The sequence below is a fragment of the Bacillus sp. FSL P4-0248 genome, from assembly GCF_038593305.1.
GTDB classification, from domain to species: Bacteria; Bacillota; Bacilli; order Bacillales; family Bacillaceae; genus Bacillus; species Bacillus safensis.
On the sequence record NZ_CP151983.1, the window covers coordinates 1,729,645 to 1,746,999 of the forward strand.

Sequence of the window (17,355 nt, forward strand, 5' to 3'; positions counted from 1 at the left end):
GCCCCTTCTCTCATAAGTATTTTATTGTGTATTCTCCATGTGAGATGAATATGATTCCCTTCAATTAGCACACGTAGAGTGGAAAAAACATTGAGTTGTAACCTATTCATCTAAAAAGGAATCCTTGTAATATAAACAAGGGAATTGATCTATTAGACCCTTCCCCTGACTGTATCTCTTTGTAAATTTACTAGTTAGCCTTTCATGATTTTTTAGGCTAAAACAGAGTTTCTTTTTGTTAATACATCTTGCTCATATTGTTTCACTTCTTCCAGCCATGTTTCTTTTACAGGCACGCCCATTTTTTCACAATAGTAATCCCAGATTGCACCGAAAGGATACGTTTTGAATTCCTCTATTAATGCTAATCTTTCTGTAAAGTTTCCATCTTCCTGTAACTCTTTTAAATGTTCATTTGGTACTAACATTGCATATAGTAACGATTTAATCATGTTTCTTGTTCCAATTGTCCATGCTGCAACTCGGTTAATACTTGCATCAAAGAAATCAAGGCCAATCATCACTTTATCCAATGCTTGATTTCGAACAATTTCGAGACCAATTTCACGTAACTCATCATCCAGCGTCACAACATGATCACTGTCCCAGCGAACAGGACGAGAAACATGAAGGGCAAGCTTGTCACTGTAAAGCAGCATAGATGAAATTTTGTTTGATACCATTTCAGTCGGATGGAAATGTCCTGTATCTAATAAACATAGTTTATTATTCTTTAATGCGTATCCAAGATAAAATTCATGCGATCCAACCACATAAGATTCAGAACCAATACCGAATAACTTACTTTCAACGGCATCAAGATTATAGTTTTCATTGATCTCTTCTTCAAAAATCTTATCTAACGAATCTTTTAACCGTTGACGAGGCGTTAGTCGATCACTTGGAATATCTTTATAACCATCTGGAATCCAAATATTTGTTAAGGATGCTGTTCCTAATTCTTTACCAAAATGCTCACCAATTTTGCGGCTGGCGATACAATGATTGATCCAAAACTCTCTGATACGTTCATCAGGATGAGACAACGTTAGCCCATCTGCTGCTTTTTCATGTGAGAATAATGTTGGATTGAAATCTAAGCCTACACCTTGATCTTTAGCCCATTTCACCCAGTTTTCAAAGTGTCTTGGCTCTAATTGATCCCTTTCAACGACTTCTCCATTTGTTTCCGCATAAATGGCATGTAAATTCACACGATGTTTTCCAGGAATTAAAGACAACGCTTTCTCTAAATCTGCTCTTAGTTGTTGAGGGGTGGTTGCTTTACCAGGATAATTTCCCGTTACATCAATTCCACCTGACAATTCTCCTTTATTTACTTCAAATCCAGCAATGTCATCTCCCTGCCAGCAATGAATAGAAATCGGTACATTTTTTAATTGTTCCAATACTTCATCAACATTGATTCCCCATTTTTCATATTCTTTTTTCGCAACCTCATAATTTTCTCTTATTGTCATTTGATATTCTTCCTTTCTTTTTTACGGTGCCGTTACTGTTAAAGGTGTGTATTTTTTAACCTTAAAAGAGTTCTTAATGATTGTTCTTGCTTCTTTTATATCTTCAATTTCGCCAACTGCCATTAACTGCGTTACAATATTTCCAATGGCGGTTGCTTCAACTGGACCAGCGTATACTTCTTTTTTTGTTGCGTCAGCAATTAGTTGATTTAACAGTTCATTTTGGCAACCCCCTCCGATCACATTAATTTGATTGAATGTTCTTTCAAAAATTTCTTCAATTTGATTAATGGCTTGCTGGTAGCTGCATACTAAACTGTCAAACACACATTTTGCTACTTCTCCAGGTCTAGATGGAATTGGCTGGTTTGTTTCTTGACAATAACTTTGAATCTCTTGAATCATATTTTCTGGCTTTAAAAACCGTGGATCATCTACATTAACGATGGATTTAAATGTTTGAGCCTGATTAGCTAAGACGACCAACTCTGCAAAAGAAAATTGATTTTTATAATTTCTTTTCACTTCTTGTATCATCCAAAGCCCCATAATATTCTTTAAAAATCTATAGCGATAATCAATGCCGCCCTCATTGGTGAAATTGTAATCTAAAGCTTTTGTAATACATATTGGAAAATGATTTTCTACACCAACTAAAGACCACGTTCCTGAACTAATATAGATTGTTTCTTCCTGCTCAGGAACCGAAATGACAGCTGAACCAGTATCGTGAGTGGCTGGGAGAATAACCTTCATATTAAAGCCGAATTCTTCTATTAAATCTTCAGTCAATGTACCCAACACTGTTTTGGGGGGATGAATATCTTTGAACATTTCTTTGTTCATGCCTAGTTGATCTAATATTTCATGATCCCATTTCTTTGTGAAAGCATTAACCAGCTGAGTTGAAGTGGCATTTGTGTATTCGTTTGCCTTTTTTCCTGTTAATAAATAATGAAAATAGTCAGGAACCATTAGAAAAGATTTTGCATTTTCTAAAATCTCCGGATGATTTTGTTTGATTGAATAAAGTTGATAAATCGTATTAAATTTTTGAAATTGAATTCCTGTCTCTAGATACAGACGTTCCTTCATGAATGTTTTAAAAACCTCATCCATCATCCCGTCTGTTCTCGAATCGCGATAGGCAACAAAATCTGTTAAAGGTTTGTTCCATTCATCTAGTAAAACAAAGTCTACTGCCCATGTATCAATACCGATACTTTCTGGAGATAATCCCATTTCACTACATTGATGGATTCCCTTTTTTATTTCTTCAAATAATCGATCAAGCTCCCAGCAAAACTGGCCATTTTTTTGGACCATTTTATTCTCGAAACGGTGGATTTCTTTTAGATTTAAAAGTCCATCTTCAAGATGACCCGCTATTAATCTTCCACTAGAAGCACCAATATCAACTGCTAAACAACATTTCTTCATTTTAATCACCCTTTGAATGAAAGCGTTTGCTTATGTCTTTATATTAAGCCAGCTAAAAGGAGAAAATAATGTCTAAAATGATTTATTTATTGTCCTTATTTGCAATTGTTTAAAATAAAAAAGAACATTTAGCAGCATCTTATTTTTTTGCTAAGTGTTCTCTGAATTGCTTTGGTGTCTGATGATATTTGTTTTTAAAAATCCGATAGAAATAACTTACATTATCATATCCAACTTGATCTATAACAGAGGCAATTGGCATATCTGTACTTTCCAGTAACTCTTTCGCTTTATTTAAACGTTTTTCTTGAAGTAATTCTTTAAATGTAAAGTTGGTAGCCTTTTTAATCTCTTTACTTAAAGCATAAGCGGGCTGGCTTAATTTTGTGGCTAATTCATTCAGTGATGCACTCTGGAAATGTTCATCAATATACTTTAATGATTCAACAATTAAATAATGTTGTACAGGATTGTCTTCTGTATGTTCGGCCTTATCAGCGTGTTTAATTAACTCCACCATTAAAAGACCCATATACAATTTAATGGTGGATTCAGACATAAAAGCAGGAGACATAATTTCAATAATAATTTTTTTTATCAATTCTTGAATGCTTTCTACTTCTGAAACTTTAAAGTAAAGGAATTGTCCATTTTGAGTACTGTTATATAAACTGTTAATTAAGAAATTACTAATTCTGTTTTCAGTCGTTAAAAACGAAAAGATAAAATCAAAAAAATTAGGTAAAATGATAAAATTAATAATAATGTCTTCTTCTGCACAAGCTTGAGTTTCATGCTCAATATGCTGGTTTAAAAATAACAGCTCCCCTTGTTGCAATTTTATTCTTTGATTCCCTACTTTTTGGTTATACTGTCCATTGTAAACATAATTAATCTCAATGTAGTCGTGTTTATGTTTAGGAAAATCCACAAAGCGTGTATGTTTTCGAACCGTAATCATACTCTCTTGATTGAGAAATTTTTGACTTTCTATAATAAAATTAGACTGATTGGTATAAATGTCTTTATTTATCTCTCTTCTGTTTTGTAGAATCAGTTCCTCTTCATCTGTTATCTTTAATAATTGATTGAGAAGATCATGTTGCATAGGTTTCTCCTTTGTTTATAATCTTACTTCATTGTTTATTAGACTTCTTCAACCAAAGCCCACATACCTTCTTTCTTATATAGAGTCTAACTCCATGCTTTTTAAAAAGAGACTACCTAAAGTAGTCTCTTTATTATTTCCCAAGCTCATAGGTTTGTACAAAAGTGCTTCTGCAAGAGTGGCTTTGACTCCTGTTTGTTCAATTATCTAAAAATGAATGATTCCTAATTCTATTGATGTTTTAATGGCTTCAGCTCTTGATGTCACATTTAGTTTTTGATAAATGTTTGTTAAATGTGCTTTTACAGTTCTCTCGGAAATTCCCATATCAAATGCAATTTCCTTACTCCGAAACCCTCTAGCTACTGCTTGCAAAACGAGCATTTCTTTTTCGGTAAGCAAGTGGTTGTCTGTTTTCAATTTTTCTTGAGGTTCTTTGTGTACGGTTGATTCAAATACCTTTGAGGCCACATTTGATTGAAGTAAAATGTCTCCTCTGATGGCCGCTTCAATTGTATTAAATAAGTTTTCTCTGCTGGCATCCTTTAAGAGGTAGCCTTTTGCACCAAGTTGTAACCCTTGGATCATTAATTTTTCTTCATTATAAGTAGTCAAAATGAGTACGGGAACTTTTATTTGAAGAGTCTGCATTTCTCTAAGCATATCAAGCCCGCTCATCATTGGCATGTTGAGGTCAAGTAATACAAGGTCTGGGGATTTTTCTTTTATGACATCTATCCCCTTTCCTCCATCTTCTGCTTCTCCAACAACTTCAAATCTTTCGTCTGTTTCAAGAATTAATTTTAATCCTTCTCTCACAACATAATGATCATCAACAATCACAATTCGATAAGACACTGTATTTACTCCTTTTTCAAAGGTATGTTCACTATTACTTGTGTACCTTCATTTTTTTTACTTTTCAAATGGATCTCTCCACCAAGCAGCCGAACACGTTCTGACATACCAATGATGCCGTAATGTCCAAAAGTGGATTCTCGTTTTTTCTCATCAAATCCCACTCCATTGTCTGCTATTTCCAAATGGATGTGATCACCTTGTTGTACCATCACTAACTCGACATGGCTTGCTTTGGCATGTTTTGAAATATTCGTTAAGCATTCTTTTATAATATAAACGGTATGTTCAATAAAAAAAGGCGACATATTCTGAGGTACAGAGATCTTTGTACGAATTGTGATGTTCGTTGCTGTCATAAATCGATTTACTTCATTTTTCACTGTTTCAGTTAAATCGTATTGATCATGACGATCCTTCCGAAGATCATCGATCACCAATCGTGCCTCACCTAATGTTTTTCGCGCTTGGCTCATTGATCCCTTGATAATGCTTTGAGCACGCTGGGTATTTTGATTCTCTAAATGTGCTTGAACAGCTTCCAATTGCATAATAATGCCTGCAAGCCCTTGTGCAAGGGTATCATGTAAATCTCTCGCCATTCTTTGACGTTCATTAGCAAGGGTTAACTCTTCCACCTGCTGATGTGCGAGTTCGAGTTCCTTTAGAAACGTTTGAGTTCGAATTCTAGCCTTTACTTGTCTAAAAAATAAGATAGAGTATGCAACGACCACAATAAGGATAAGAAATAAAATCGGAATGTAGACAGTCAGATCATCTGTATCATTAACCAAAATAAGAGCTAGAAAAAAAAGTACATAAAAACAAAGTCCTGTCAAAATAATCTTTAATGTATGATAGTATACACCGATGCTTTGAGCAATTAATAACGGTAAAAGACCAATTAAAATAACAGGAGAGGCAGCTTGCATAGCTAAAACACAAAGTAGAATAACGATTCCTTGTATGAAGAAATAAATCCAAGGCTTCTTCTTGAACCAATAAAATGACCACCAGTGCAAAATGAGATTGATCGCGATAAGGCCAGAAAAAAACAAACTTGAAAGCGATAAAGATGCTGTTAAAAACTGAAAAATCATCGCTGCAGCATACACAAGAACGCCCCATAATAACGTGGGAATTCGGGAATAGATCATTTCATTAAATGGGTCTATCCGTTTCTTAACCATAAACTCTCACCTTCCAAACCCCATCATAACACGAAAAATACCGCCCGCCTTTTAAAGAGGCAATGGCGGTATTAGGATTTTAACATTTTAAAAAGAATACATTATATAATCTTCTTTTCTTTTTGGGCAATTGACTCTCCTTCAATATCAATATGCGGAAGCAATCGTGCCAGCCATTTTGGTAAGTACCAATTTGCCCGCCCTAATAGCATCATACAAGCAGGGATAAAGGTCATTCTAATGACAAATGCATCGAATAAAACCCCAAATGCCAATGTTAATCCCATTGTTTTAATAATCAAGTCTTGAGCAAAAATAAAGCTTGCGAAAACGAAAATCATAATTAAGCCTGCTGCAGTTACAACCCTGCCACTATGCTGTAATCCAGAAATAACAGATTTCTTTGCATCATGAGATAGAAGGAATTCTTCCCTCATTCTACTAACTAAAAATACTTCATAATCCATTGCAAGACCAAATAATATTCCTGTCACTAGTACAGGCATAAAGTTTAACAACGGTCCTGCTGCAGGTATTCCAAACAATGGGGCAAGGTGTCCATCCTGTAAAACAAAGACAGCAAAACCTAATGTAGCAGTTAATGTCATTAAAAACCCTAGTACAGCCTTTAATGGAACAAGGAATGATCTAAATACAAGAATCATTAACACAAAAGCAAATCCAATAATGACTCCTGCAAATTTTGGCAATGCTTCACTGAGTCTATCTGAAATATCTATATTCACGGCAGTAGAACCAGTCACAAGAAACTTTGTGTCAGTCACACTCGATACATTTCGAATGTCTTTCACTAATTGCTTCGTTTCTTTATCCTCCGGACCACTTCTAGGTAAGATTGTTAACATTGCGTACTCACCCGATTGATCAGGGATCGCCGGCGTGATTTGTTTGATACCATCCATTTTTTCTAACAATTTTGATGATTTCTCGATGAACTTGGACTTCATCGTTTTATCTGCTTGAGAGGCATCTATGATGACAACAAGTGGTCCATTAAACCCCTTGCCAAAACCTTCTGCTAAAAGATCGTATCCTTTACGTTCAGTTGTTTCTTTGTCTTTCATACCGTTATCCGGAAGACCAAGCTCCATATGAAGTGCTGGCCAGCTTATCAATCCTGTCAATAAAATGACACCTAGCATTATTTTACCCGGATGCTTTTGAATAAATCTTCCCCAGCCCATTGTTTTTTTCTCTTTTTTTGGCTGTAATTTAGAAAATAACTTATTTTTCCTAGAAGGACTCACCTTATCTCCAAGAAGCCCTAGTATAGCTGGAACAATCGTGAGAGAAACAAGCATAACAGATAGTACCATAAAGGCTCCCACAAGGCCCATGATACCTAGAAACGGTATGTCAACTAATACAAGTCCACATAATGCAACAATAACAGTGACGCCCGCAAATAATACAGCACTTCCTGCGGTACCCACTGCTCTAGCAGCAGCCTCATTCAAATTGTAGCCTTCTGCTAACAGCTGTCGATATCTTGAAATGATAAACAGCGCATAATCAATTCCTACTGCAAGACCAATCATCACCGCTAATGTGAGACTAAATGCAGACATGTCTACAAAGTTTGAGGTGATTAAAATGACCATCACACCTATTACTAACCCAATCACAGCCGTCAATATTGGTAATCCTGCGACCAAAAGTGAAGCAAATGTAAAGGCTAAAATCAAGAAGGCGAAGATAATCCCTATGATTTCAGAAATGCCACCTACTTCAATTTCAGAGAATGTGACGGAGCCGCCTAATTCCGTTTGGATGCCCGCATCTTTTGAAATCTTTATGCTATTTAATACTTTCTCTTTTGAGGATTCCTTTACCTTGTCCGCTTTCACTCGATACGTAATATCCGCATATCCTATTTTCTTATCTTTACTTATCGTAAAGGTCTCATATAAATCGGTCACCTGGTTAACTGCTTTATCCTTTTTAATTTCTTTTATCGTCTCATTAATTTTATGTTTCACTTTCTTTGCTTCTAAAGTTTCATCTTTAGGTGCTTTAAATATTAGACGAATCGTTCCCTCATCATCACCTGCTGGGAACTTCTTTTCCAAGAGATCCATCGCTTTTTCAGATTTTGTTCCTGGAATCGACATATCTCCATTAAATGAAACGCCTGTCCCTATTGTTGCTGCAACTACAGCTACTAAAATAAGTAACCAACCGATTAACATTCGTTTAGGCTTAGTAAAAGCAAAGTTTCCTAAGTTATATAAAAATTTAGCCATTCACTTACTCCTTTTTCATCGAATTCATGATATTCACCTCTTTATTCTACGTAATGAAATAGTTGATTGAAATTGTACTTTTGGGCAAAAGGGATTGTACATTTAGGCAAGAAAAAGAGCATCTCTTTTGAGATACCCTTCTATTTATAGAGAGCGTTCATTTTATCTATATCATCATTTGGCCAATTCCGGATCAGTTGTATTAGTCATATCTGGTTATTTTGATTTAATTCCTGCACCGCAAAGAGGTATGACGATTGTTTCTTTTGCTTCCTTTTTATATTTCATGTAGCCAGCAAAATTGACTGCAGATGTCACTTCCACATAAAATCCTTTCTCACTTAGTTTAGAGCGTGCATTCAATATCTCATCCTCTTCAATATCTATAAATGTACCATTGGTATCTTGTACAGCTTCTAGAATTTGTTTGGAGCGCGCCGGGGCAGCAATGGCTATCCCTTCTGCCAAAGTTCCTGTATTCGTAACAGGCGATGCTGAATCTTTCGCATTTTGATAAGCTTTCACGAGAGGAGCACAGTTTTTCGCTTGTATGGCAATGATTTTCGGTATTTTATGAATTAAACCATTTTCAAATAACTCTTTAAAACCATAATACGCACCTAGGAGGAGAGTACCATTTCCAACCGGAATGATTAATGCATCAGGTGCTCCTTTTATTTGTTCATAAATTTCATAGGCGTATGTTTTTGTTCCTTCAAAAAAATAAGGATTATACACATGGCTTGCATAAAAAACGTTTTCGGCGTCTACTGCTTTTTGCGCCGCTGCTGCAATATCCTCTCGTGTACCGCGAATTTCTTTAACCGTTGCTCCATGGGCTTTTATTTGAGCGATCTTTTTAGGTGAAGTTTCATCGCTTAGATAGATGTCACATGCAATCTCGCAACGAGCTGCATAAGCGGCAATCGCCGTTCCTGCATTCCCGCTGCTATCCGCAATGACTTTTGATACCCCTAATTCCTTTGCCTTTGTCATTAAAATAGCAGCTCCTCGATCTTTAAAGGATAGCGTAGGCATCATATAATCAACTTTTACATAAGTGTTTGGCTCATGAGGATCTAAAACGATTAACGGAGTTTGGCCTTCACCCATTGTCACAGATTCCCAAGTCTTTGAACCTTTTGAAAATGGCATGGTTTCAACATAACGCCATAATGAATTTGGGTAGTGATTCCAAGCCGCAATATCTATTTGAGGGGTATCTTTCACCAGGTTTAATACGCCGTTACAATCACATTTCCATAAAGTTGGTGTCATCTCATACTTTTTACCGCAATCGTTACAAATCAATTGATTCATCAATCCTCAGCCCCTTTGAATAATTTTTTATATAAAATATACTTTTTTATATATCATAGGCAAAAAAATATTCTAAATATAAGAAATAGCATCAATTTCAATTTTGAAACCAAAATGTAATTCATTCGTTGGTACAACAGTACGTGCTGGTTGATGTTCACCGAAAAATTCAGTGTAAACCGCATCTACTTTGTCCCATAGTTCAATATCAGAAATGTATAATGTCATACGCAAAATCTTTTCTTTTTTACTTCCGGCTGCTTCTACAATCATCTCCACATTCTTAAGCGCTTGTAATGTCTCTTCCTCAATGGGGCCGAATTCTTTTTCTCTCGTTTCGGGATTGATGGCAAATTGTCCTGAAACATAGACCGTGTTTTGATGAATGGTTGCGAATGCATAGTGTCCGTTGGATTTTAGATTTCCTACCTCAAGGATGCTTTTCATTTCGTTTCCCCTTCATTCGATTTATGTTTGATTTCATCCAAATAGCTATAGACGGTGACTTTAGAAATACCTAACATAGATGCGACTTTCTCAACTGAACCTTTCATTAAAAAGATTCCCTTTTCATCCATGAACCTTATTAATTCAATTTTTTCATGACGTTTCATAACTGGGTGGACACTGATTTGAATGATCTGTTGAATCAATTGATCTACGATTCCTTCCACATTTTCAAGATCATCATTTGATGTTGTTTCATTCTCTTGAACTTCAACTTTTGTAGAAAGAAAAGTATCCATAAATTGCTGCATTTGATTCAATGCTTCAACATCAAAATTGATACAGAATGCCCCGATCACCTTTTTCTTCGAATCACGAATTAATGAAGTCGAAGAACGAATGGTACGGTTGTCTTCTGTTTTAAATGTATACCCAGCAAGATAATCTTCTTTAAAATCTTCTGATTGTAAAACAGTCTTTACCAAATGATCAAATGATTGACCGATTTTTCTTCCCGTCACATGATGATTGACTGTAAACATGACAGATGCTTGAGGGTTCGTTAAATCATGAATAACGACTTCACAATTTGGTCCAAACATTTTTGCCGTAGATTTTGCTAAAGGAATATAGCTCTCTAATAAATTCTTTATATTTTCCATGCCTAAGCACCTCATTTGTTTATTCCACTAGATTATATAATTTTTTATATATAAAAACAATATATAGATTTTTTTATATATGTTGAAAAAGTTAAGAAAATATAAAAAAAGCAGCCATTGACTGCTTTTTGCTTGTGCTCCTTTCTAATTAATTTCTTGCTGGATTCCATACAAAATGACTTCAATTCCCCACCTGAACCGTTCCATTGATACGGTATCACCTGCAAACATTTCTTCTTTTAGGCTATGGATGAAAGGAAACCGCGTTTTGTCTGCATCATGAAATGCTTTTTTTGTATCTGAAATCTGCGAAGAGCCATGTTTCTTCCAAGAGACCTTTTCGTATGCTACGGAAGATACGTATAACAGTAACAGGTCTACTCCCCATGCAGCAGATGTAGATTTAATCCCGCCTTCATGCAATGCAGCGAGAATATGTTCGGTCAACTGTAAAAAGTTCGTTCCTTGCGGGATGGTGGAAAGAGAAATTTCAGCAAGACCAGGTTTTTCGAATAACAGTAGGAAATAAGTATGCAATATGTCAAATAACTGTTCTTTCCATGTGCCATTCACTGAATCTGGATAAACCATTTGGCCGAGACCATAATCCAATACGTAAGCACTTAGTTCTTGAAAATTGTTCACGTAGACATACAAGGATGCAGGTCCCGTATCGAGTGCTTTAGCCACCTTACGCATACTCATGCCCTCTAACCCTTGTTCCTTTAGAAGCTCATAGGCAGTTTTCACAATGAGTTCACGGCTTAAGGGCTCTTTAGCCGGCCGAGACCGACGACTTATAATACGACGATTTGAATTGTTCATAATCTCTTTATAACATGTCAAAGTCAAATAGTAAATTGAGCATCAATCACCGTTTTCTTGAAAAGAATTCATCATTTCAGCAAGCTTGATTGCAGCATCTTTTGAAAAACACAGCTTTAAACTTTTTTCCGATTCATGAGCTTTCTCCGATGAATATTCGTACATCCTGTCTTCGTATTCTTCAATAGCCTTTTCAATATGATGAGGATTTCGAACAATCGCAAGTGCAAGCTCCATTGCATCAAACATCGCCATGTTTACACCCTCCCCTGCGAATGGCGACATGACATGAGCGGCATCACCGATAAGCGTTACTCCTTTATGGCGGTTCCATTTAAAACCGACAGGAAGCGTATAAATCCGTCTTGGAATGATGGCATCTTCTGCATAACGAATATAATTTTTCAGCTGATCGTCCCAATCACTAAATAACGCTAATAATTGTTCTTTTGCTTCTTTCGCTTGATGAAACGGAATACCACAAGTCTCAATCCAGTTACGCTCTACCATAAGGCTTGCATACACTTTGATTCGTCCATCTCCGTTTAACTGACCAATCAGTCCTTTGTGGTCTGCTAAAGCAAACATCTTACCACGTTTATTAAATGCAGCTAAATCAGGGTGGTTCATCTCTACGTTGAGGATATTCAGTTCCAGCATCGTGAGTCCGGCGTATTCAATATCAATATCTGTTAAGAGAGGACGCACACGAGAAAAAGCACCATCTGCCCCGATTACAAGATCAACTGTCTCAACAACTCCGTTTTCAAAATGAAGCTCCGTCATGCCGCTTTCTAGTGAAATGCAACTTTCTAGTTTATATCCATATTTGATGTTTTCAGCATCAATTTGATCTAACAGCAGTTCGCACAAAAGACCACGATCAATTTCTGGGCGGGTGCCTTTTTGATCTGATTCCGTTTCTTCATCTAAATAAATTCTTCCTGATTTATCAAGTAAACGGAAATCTTCTCCTTCATAGTGGGCGTTCCTTTGAAATTCCTCATAAACCCCTGCTTCTTTTAAAGCTTTTTGACCTGTTTCTTCATGAATATCCAGTGAGCCCCCTCTTTCAAGACTCTTGTCATGCATCTCTCGCTCATAGATAGTAGTTTGTATACCGTAATTTTGCAGAATTAAGGCGAGTGTTAGCCCCCCAGGTCCTCCTCCAATAATAGCGATCTGCTTTTGTTTCTTAGATAATGCCGTCATCGTATGCATCTCCTCTTCTTTATGGAAATCGTTTAAAGCCACATCACATTTATATTATAACGAACACCGTTCGTAAAGAACAGTGTTCGTTTAAAAAGTTTATTTCACAATTGTGTATTTTACAATCGCCCGCCACCATATGATACACTCCAACTAGGAATGTGAAAGGATGTCGAATCATCACAATGATTCTTGAATCAGTCGTTTCCATTGTTCTAATTCTGAGTGTAAGAGGTGTTTCTATGAATAAATTATTGGCAACGTTCATATTAGGATTGAGCTTTAGTGGTGCGGCTCTCATTCTTTCTGTCCCTTTGTTATTCAAGTCCAAACCAGAACAATTTGAGCTGGTGTTTGCTGCTGGATCAGCGGGCGCTTTCGCAGTATTCGCTGTCTCATGCCTAGTTCTTCGAAAACAATTCAATCGCTAAAAAACCTAAACACAATCCGCCATTAGAACAATGGAGAGTTGTTTAGGTTTTGTGTTTTATTCTGATATCAACTTAAAGAATGTGGTACAAGCTGACCCCGATACTGAGAGCGAATAACACAAGTGCAGGGAGTGCTTTTTTAAAGGGATCTTTGGCTAATACGATCAGAGTAAAGGCAGCTGCAAGCATCGTGCCTCCTAACAGTAAGCCTGATAATATTGCTATTGTTGGCATCCATATGCCGATCAGCATTCCAGCAGCGCCTATGAGCTCAAAGGCTCCGGTTAAAACATTAAAAAAAGCAGGTAAACCAAATCGTTTGAACTCTTCTGCCATTTTCCCTGATATAATTTTCGATCCTGTTACAAAAAAGAAAGCAGCCAATATCATTTGCAGAATAAGTATGAAAATCGTGATCACATCTTTCTAAGTTATTTGACTGAAACACTCAGTCCAAAATGGACAAATTTTCAGCTGGTGAAAATTATATGTCATAGCATATATTAGATATAAATCGTTTGTTACAGATTAGACGTTTCAAAATTCATAGTGTGAATGAAATAATTTGTTCAAAAGTAATTTTAATTGTTGAATCTCTTCATCGCTTAATTGCTTTGTTACCGTTTGGTGTGCATCCATGACGACAGGAAGAATGGCCTTTTTGACCTCGTGCCCTTTTTTTGTTAAAAGCAGGTGATGTGAGCGCCGGTCTTGTTCGTTATAGATTTTTTTGACAAGCCCTTTTCGTTCCATTGATTGGATCATTCTGACGACAGTGGTTTGATTTTTATCAATTCCTTCTGCTAATTCTTTTTGAGTAGTCCCCTTTTCACTGCTCAGAATACTGATAATACTCCATTGTTCAGGAGTGACCCCGTAAGGCTTTAACCTGTTTGTAAAATAATTTGTCATTTTGAGATCGGTACGATGAACGAGATAGCCTATTAAATCTTGTAACTCCATGTAAACACCCTCTATGAAATTTATATGCTATAGCATTTATATTAGTGAAGCCTTTGAAAATTGTCAAATCAACTATCTGCTTGTTTAAAATCAATCCCTGACAAAATATATGGCACTGCTGATTTGATAAACTCCTCTGATGATATGTGCGAACTATTTTTTCTCCACTCAACAGAAGCTCCGTGAATTCCCCAGCTTAAAAAAACAGCTGTGACCTTCAGAATTTGCTTTCCGACATTTGTATATTGATTGATTAACAATTGATAAAAAATGATTTCAAGCTGTTCCCTCACAATAGGAGCAAGTTCAGTTTCATATTCTACTTGGCAGCGGTTATGCAGAGATTGTTGAAAATTCGTTAATGCTTTAAAAATATTGATGATCGTATCTTCATCTAGTTTACGATGATTGAAATGAATACTTTCTAAATTAATCGATAATACTTCTGACAGCGTTTTATCCAGCAAATCGTATTTATCCTCAAAATGATAATAAAACGTCGCTCGGTTGATCATGGCTTCTGCCGTGACATCTTTGATCGTAATATCCTTAAATTCCTTTTTCGATGAAAGTTTCATAAAAGACTCCATGATTAACTTACGCGTTCTCAGAACCCGAGGGTCTGTCTTTGGCTGCGTCATCTTATCCCTCCTCCTTTTTCAACACATCTATCAATCTGTTGGATAAACAACAAATTGAAGAAATTATTGGTGTTGGTCTTACTCGTTGTGTTTTAAGATCTAATTGTAATGCAAATGATTGATTCGTACAACTTCTAGGAAATAGCGTTTCCTTGCAAAAATTGAGGAGGTAAATGAAATTGAAAAACAATGAGATGTTTTGTGATATAGAAACAGGTGTATGTGGTGTAGGTGAAGAAGAGGATATCCAGGTGATTGATTTTCAACAGCCTAAAAAAACAATAACGCTCTATTATGTAACAGATCCGATTTGTTCGCATTGCTGGGCAATTGAACCTGTCCTGCGTCGATTTAAAGAGCAATATGGACATTATTTTCATTTCCAGACTGTGTTGGGTGGACTGTTAGAGAAATGGCATGGTGGTCCAATTGATCCTGCAAACGGAATTTATAAGCCTGCTGATGTTGCTGGTCACTGGAGAGAGGTTGGAGAACATTCTCGCATGCCAATTGATGGTTCCTTAATGATTGACAATCCTGTTCAATCCTCCTACCCGCCCTCTCGTGTGTTCAAAGTGATTCAAAAACATCATGATGATGCACTAGCCTATACTTTTTTACGCCGTGCAAGAGAAGCGCTATTTGCCTTCAATCAAAATATATCGGATATCACGGTGTTAATTGATATCGTCAACGACCTTGGACTTAACGGAGATGTGATTGTCCATGAAGCGGAGCTGCCTAGCGGCCAGGAATTATTAGATCAAGATTTTACTCTTGTTCGAGACCTTGGTGCTAGAGGTTTCCCAACGATTATCTTCGTCAACGAAGAAAATAAAGGAGTCAAAATCACGGGTGGCCGCTCATTTGAAGTCTATGTTGAAGGATTAAAGCAAGCTTTAAACACTGAAGAACTTGAACCGAAAAAGCGCCCAGCTGTTTCTATCCTGCTCGAAAAAGAAAAACTTCTATTTTCTAAAGAAATTGAAGTAATGTACGATGTTGACCAATCAGATGTACGGTCTTTTATGAAGAAAGAACTTCCGCAGCAGCAGTATCAAATGAAAGAAGTGCTGGGAGAACTGTATTTTACAACTTCGATATAAGGAGAATGACGATGGCACATTTATTACAGGTGGATTTTAAGATGAAGGGCCCTTTCGGTGATGAAATGGCAAAAGAGTTTTCTGATTTAGCGAAAAGTATAAATGAGGAAGACGGATTCATATGGAAAATATGGACGGAGAATCCCGAGAAGAATGAGGCTGGCGGAATCTACTTATTCGAAACAAAAGAAGCAGCTGAAAACTATCTTGAGATGCATTCTAAAAGAATAACCAGCTTTGGAATAACAGACATCAACGCTAAAATCTTTAACGTGAATGCTCATCTTACTCATATCACAAAAGGTCCATTAAAAACTCATCAAGGTTGACACACGAAAAAAGAGCGCTGGATGGCTGCTCTTTTTTTCGTGTGATTTCATCGATTCATCCACTTTACATTTTCTTTTTTCTCTTCATTGACGACGAGCTGGAAGACATCAGGTCTTGAATAATGTCCTACGACATCGAAGTCAAATTGACTAGAAGAAATATCACGCAAATCAAGATCTGCCAGCAGTATCTCTTCTTGACCATAGACAGGTTCTTTTATATATTCGCCTAACGGACCGACGATTGCACTTCCCCCTCGGCACATTTCATCAGGAGAAGATGCTAATTCATCATAGCAGGCTAAATCTTTAGGATACATCTCTTTATTCACATATTGATTACAAGATAGAACGAAGCAGCGGCCTTCTGCGGCAATATGGCGAATCGTTGATTGCCATAGCTCCCTGGAATCTGCTGTAGGGGCTATATAGATTTGGACGCCTTTTGCATACATCGCTGCTCTAGCTAATGGCATATAGTTTTCCCAGCAAATTAAAGCGCCTATTTTACCATACGGTGTATCGAAAACCGGCAGTGTGCTGCCATCCCCCTCTCCCCATATGAGTCGTTCAGAGCCTGTCGGCTTTAGTTTACGGTGCTTTCCAAGTAAGGTTCCATCTGGTCCAAAAAACAATACGGAACAATATAAAGTCCCGCGGCTTGATTCATCATCTCTTTCAATGACACCGATGACGAGGTAGACACCAGCTTTGCGGGCTGCTTCTCCTAATCTGTCTGTCGTTTGACTAGGAACTGGAACTGAATTTTCTAAGTAACGAAGCCAGTCCTTTCTTCCTTCTGGAGAACGGCTTCCTACAGTGGCGCCAAAAGCTAGTCCTCTTGGATAAGCAGGTATAAAAGCTTCAGGAAATACAACAATATTGGCTCCTTTTTCTCCAGCCTCAAGTGTTAATGAAATGGCTTTTTCAGTACATGCTTCTCTATCCATAATGACAGAAGCAGCTTGCACAACAGCAACTCTACATGTTGACATCTTACCCCCTCCTTATTCTCAGTGTAAAAATAAACGTTTATCATGTACAATATATCATCATCATAATGAGTATGCCTTATTGG

General features: G+C 36.9%; 18 protein-coding genes. 3 read left to right on the forward strand and 15 right to left on the reverse strand.

Annotated features, from left to right (window positions below):
- Positions 1-212: 212 nt before the first annotated feature.
- From rhaA to NST65_RS08800, 11 genes are all read right to left on the reverse strand, one after another.
- Positions 213-1,481, reverse strand: a complete 1,269-nt coding sequence (gene rhaA / locus NST65_RS08750) for an L-rhamnose isomerase (protein ID WP_111927443.1) — start codon at positions 1,479-1,481, stop codon at positions 213-215.
- 21 nt (positions 1,482-1,502) lie between these two features.
- Positions 1,503-2,921, reverse strand: a complete 1,419-nt coding sequence (rhaB, locus tag NST65_RS08755) for a rhamnulokinase (protein ID WP_111927444.1) — start codon at positions 2,919-2,921, stop codon at positions 1,503-1,505.
- Positions 2,922-3,060: 139 nt separating this feature from the next.
- Positions 3,061-4,029 carry an AraC family transcriptional regulator gene (locus NST65_RS08760; RefSeq protein ID WP_034621993.1) on the reverse strand — a complete coding sequence of 323 codons (969 nt, stop codon included), beginning with the start codon at positions 4,027-4,029 and terminating at the stop codon, positions 3,061-3,063.
- Positions 4,030-4,236: 207 nt separating this feature from the next.
- Positions 4,237-4,887, reverse strand: a complete 651-nt coding sequence (locus NST65_RS08765; RefSeq protein WP_044334492.1) for a response regulator transcription factor — start codon at positions 4,885-4,887, stop codon at positions 4,237-4,239.
- A gap of 5 nt (positions 4,888-4,892) precedes the next feature.
- Complete coding sequence (locus NST65_RS08770; RefSeq protein ID WP_342489362.1) at positions 4,893-6,077, reverse strand: sensor histidine kinase; 1,185 nt, start codon at positions 6,075-6,077, stop codon at positions 4,893-4,895.
- Between the two features lie 101 nt (positions 6,078-6,178).
- Positions 6,179-8,341 carry an MMPL family transporter gene (locus NST65_RS08775; protein ID WP_342489363.1) on the reverse strand — a complete coding sequence of 721 codons (2,163 nt, stop codon included), beginning with the start codon at positions 8,339-8,341 and terminating at the stop codon, positions 6,179-6,181.
- A 216-nt stretch (positions 8,342-8,557) separates the two neighbouring features.
- Complete coding sequence (locus NST65_RS08780) at positions 8,558-9,661, reverse strand: threonine synthase (RefSeq protein ID WP_342489364.1); 1,104 nt, start codon at positions 9,659-9,661, stop codon at positions 8,558-8,560.
- Between the two features lie 72 nt (positions 9,662-9,733).
- Entirely contained in the window at positions 9,734-10,108 is a 375-nt protein-coding gene (locus NST65_RS08785) for a RidA family protein (protein ID WP_024427108.1), read from the reverse strand.
- Entirely contained in the window at positions 10,105-10,770 is a 666-nt protein-coding gene (locus tag NST65_RS08790) for a helix-turn-helix transcriptional regulator (RefSeq protein ID WP_342489365.1), read from the reverse strand. Before NST65_RS08790 ends, NST65_RS08785 begins: the two co-directional genes overlap by 4 nt.
- Before the next feature lie 144 nt (positions 10,771-10,914).
- Positions 10,915-11,595: a TetR/AcrR family transcriptional regulator gene (locus tag NST65_RS08795; protein ID WP_169510854.1), complete on the reverse strand. Its 681-nt coding sequence runs from the start codon at positions 11,593-11,595 to the stop codon at positions 10,915-10,917.
- A 42-nt stretch (positions 11,596-11,637) separates the two neighbouring features.
- Positions 11,638-12,807: an NAD(P)/FAD-dependent oxidoreductase gene (locus NST65_RS08800; RefSeq protein ID WP_342489366.1), complete on the reverse strand. Its 1,170-nt coding sequence runs from the start codon at positions 12,805-12,807 to the stop codon at positions 11,638-11,640.
- 242 nt (positions 12,808-13,049) lie between these two features.
- Here NST65_RS08800 and NST65_RS08805 point away from each other — a divergent pair, with 242 nt between their 5' ends.
- On the forward strand, positions 13,050-13,238 hold the full coding sequence (locus NST65_RS08805; RefSeq protein ID WP_025093227.1) for a hypothetical protein: 189 nt from the start codon (positions 13,050-13,052) through the stop codon (positions 13,236-13,238).
- Positions 13,239-13,310: 72 nt separating this feature from the next.
- On the opposite strand, the gene NST65_RS08810 is transcribed toward NST65_RS08805, so the two are convergent.
- The 3 genes from NST65_RS08810 to NST65_RS08820 all read right to left on the reverse strand — a co-directional run bounded on the left by NST65_RS08810 (position 13,311) and on the right by NST65_RS08820 (position 14,842).
- Positions 13,311-13,658: a DoxX family protein gene (locus tag NST65_RS08810; protein WP_024425167.1), complete on the reverse strand. Its 348-nt coding sequence runs from the start codon at positions 13,656-13,658 to the stop codon at positions 13,311-13,313.
- Positions 13,659-13,775: 117 nt separating this feature from the next.
- The gene (locus NST65_RS08815) at positions 13,776-14,201 is read right to left on the reverse strand and encodes a MarR family transcriptional regulator (protein ID WP_342489367.1); all 426 of its coding nucleotides are present in this window, start codon (positions 14,199-14,201) and stop codon (positions 13,776-13,778) included.
- 68 nt (positions 14,202-14,269) lie between these two features.
- Positions 14,270-14,842, reverse strand: coding sequence for a TetR/AcrR family transcriptional regulator (locus NST65_RS08820; RefSeq protein WP_034622018.1), 573 nt, complete (start codon positions 14,840-14,842; stop codon positions 14,270-14,272).
- 179 nt (positions 14,843-15,021) lie between these two features.
- Between NST65_RS08820 and NST65_RS08825 the strand changes: the two genes are divergently transcribed.
- Both NST65_RS08825 and NST65_RS08830 read left to right on the forward strand, forming a co-directional pair.
- On the forward strand, positions 15,022-15,948 hold the full coding sequence (locus NST65_RS08825; protein WP_024425169.1) for a DsbA family protein: 927 nt from the start codon (positions 15,022-15,024) through the stop codon (positions 15,946-15,948).
- Positions 15,949-15,959: 11 nt separating this feature from the next.
- On the forward strand, positions 15,960-16,277 hold the full coding sequence (locus tag NST65_RS08830) for a monooxygenase (RefSeq protein WP_197172879.1): 318 nt from the start codon (positions 15,960-15,962) through the stop codon (positions 16,275-16,277).
- 47 nt (positions 16,278-16,324) lie between these two features.
- Here NST65_RS08830 and NST65_RS08835 read toward each other — a convergent pair whose 3' ends face one another.
- On the reverse strand, positions 16,325-17,272 hold the full coding sequence (locus NST65_RS08835) for a carbon-nitrogen hydrolase family protein (protein WP_024425171.1): 948 nt from the start codon (positions 17,270-17,272) through the stop codon (positions 16,325-16,327).
- Between the last annotated feature and the right edge of the window lie 83 nt (positions 17,273-17,355).